The sequence below is a fragment of the Streptomyces sp. NPDC044984 genome (genome assembly GCF_040646935.1).
GTDB lineage: Bacteria > Actinomycetota > Actinomycetes > Streptomycetales > Streptomycetaceae > Streptomyces.
In genome coordinates, this window is sequence record NZ_JBEZBE010000107.1 from 1 (window position 1) to 1699 (window position 1699).

General features: G+C 70.2%; 2 protein-coding genes. Both read left to right on the forward strand.

What is annotated here, in order from left to right; genetic code table 11:
• Window positions 1-687: amino acid ABC transporter permease (locus AB0A94_RS38655; RefSeq protein ID WP_361751721.1), on the forward strand; the 687-nt coding region annotated here is incomplete at its 5' end.
• A gap of 50 nt (window positions 688-737) precedes the next feature.
• Entirely contained in the window at window positions 738-1490 is a 753-nt protein-coding gene (locus AB0A94_RS38660; RefSeq protein WP_361751724.1) for an amino acid ABC transporter ATP-binding protein, read from the forward strand.
• Window positions 1491-1699 lie beyond the last annotated feature (209 nt).

Below are 1699 nucleotides of genomic sequence, written 5' to 3' on the forward strand. Positions count from 1 at the left end.
CCGGTGCTGCAGACCGTCGCCTGGACCTACGTCTGGATCTTCCGGTCCATCCCGATGATCGTCCAACTCGTGTTCTGGTTCAACCTGAGCGCGCTGTACGAGAGGCTGGGCATCGGCATCCCCTTCGGTCCGGTGTTCTGGTCCGTCGACAGCAACAGCCTCATCGGCACCATCGGCGCCGCCGTCATCGGACTGACGCTGCACCAGGCCGCCTACGCCGCCGAGATCGTGCGCGGTGGCGTCATCGCCGTCGACCACGGACAGTCGGAGGCCGCCGCGGCCCTGGGCATCCCCCGGCTGCGGCAGATCCGCCGGATCGTGCTGCCCCAGGCCATGCGCGCCATCCTGCCCACGGCCGGCAACGAGATCATCGGCCTGCTCAAGGGCACCTCGGTGGTCTACGTGATGGCCATCGGCGAGCTCTTCTACCAGGTGCAGGTCATCTACGGCCGCAACGGCCGGGTGATCCCGCTGCTGCTCGTCGCCACCGCCTGGTACGTCGTACTGACCTCGCTGCTGTCGGCCGCGCAGTACTACGTGGAGCGCCGCTACGCCCGGGGCGCCAACCGCACCCCGCCGCCCACGCCACTCCAGCGCGCCCGGCGCTTCGTCCGCCGCCTGCGCGCGGCGGCAGCACAGCCCGACCAGCCCGTCATACCCCTGAAGCCCTTGGGAGACAGCCGATGAGCGACGTGACGGTGGCCGTCGAGGACGCGACGCCGACGGTCGACGACGTGATGGTGGCCGTCCACGGCGTCCACAAGAGCTTCGGACCGCTGGAGGTGCTGCGCGGCGTCGACCTGAAGGTCCGGGCCGGCGAGGTCACCGTGATCCTCGGCCCGTCCGGCTCGGGGAAGTCCACGCTGCTGCGCACCATCAACCACCTGGAGAAGGTCGACCGCGGCTGGATCAGCATCGACGGCGAGCTCATCGGCTACCGCCGCTCCGGGAGCAAGCTGTACGAGCTGAAGGAGAAGGAGGTTCTGAAGCAGCGCACCCACATCGGGTTCGTGTTCCAGAACTTCAACCTCTTCCCGCACCTGACCGTGCTGGACAACCTGATCGAGGCCCCCGTCTCCGCCCTGCGCCGCCCGCGCAAGACAGCGGAGGAGGCCGCCCGTCGCCTGCTGGAGCGGGTCGGCCTCGCCGACAAGGCCGACGCCTACCCCCGGCAGCTCTCCGGCGGCCAGCAGCAGCGCGTGGCCATCGCCCGCGCGCTCGCCCTCGAACCGAAGGTGCTGCTCTTCGACGAGCCCACCTCGGCGCTCGACCCGGAACTGGTCGGCGAGGTCCTCGACGTCATCAAGGACCTGGCCCGCACCGGAACCACCATGATCGTCGTCACCCACGAGATCGGCTTCGCCCGCGAGGTCGCCGACACCGTGGTGTTCATGGACGGCGGCGTCGTCGTGGAGCAGGGCCCGCCCGCGGCCGTCCTGGACGCCCCGCGGCACGAGCGCACCCGCGCCTTCCTCTCCAAGGTCCTCTGACCGGCCCTCACCCCTTTTCCGCAGCAAGGAGCACGACCATGTCCACCTCGATCACCCGCCGCACCGCCGCAGCCGCGCTCGGACTCGCCTCCGCCCTCGTCCTCGCCGCGTGCAGCAACCCCGACGACGGCGGCACCACCGAGGTCGCGGCCACCAAGGGCGCCGGTACGAAGATCAACCTGAGTCCGCAGCAGCACCGCGTCACCACC

Bases quoted from the DNA above. Each gene is read 5' to 3' on its own strand.
- AB0A94_RS38660 (WP_361751724.1), top strand. From the start codon at position 738: ATGGTGGCCGTCCACGGCGTCCACAAGAGCTTCGGACCGCTGGAGGTG.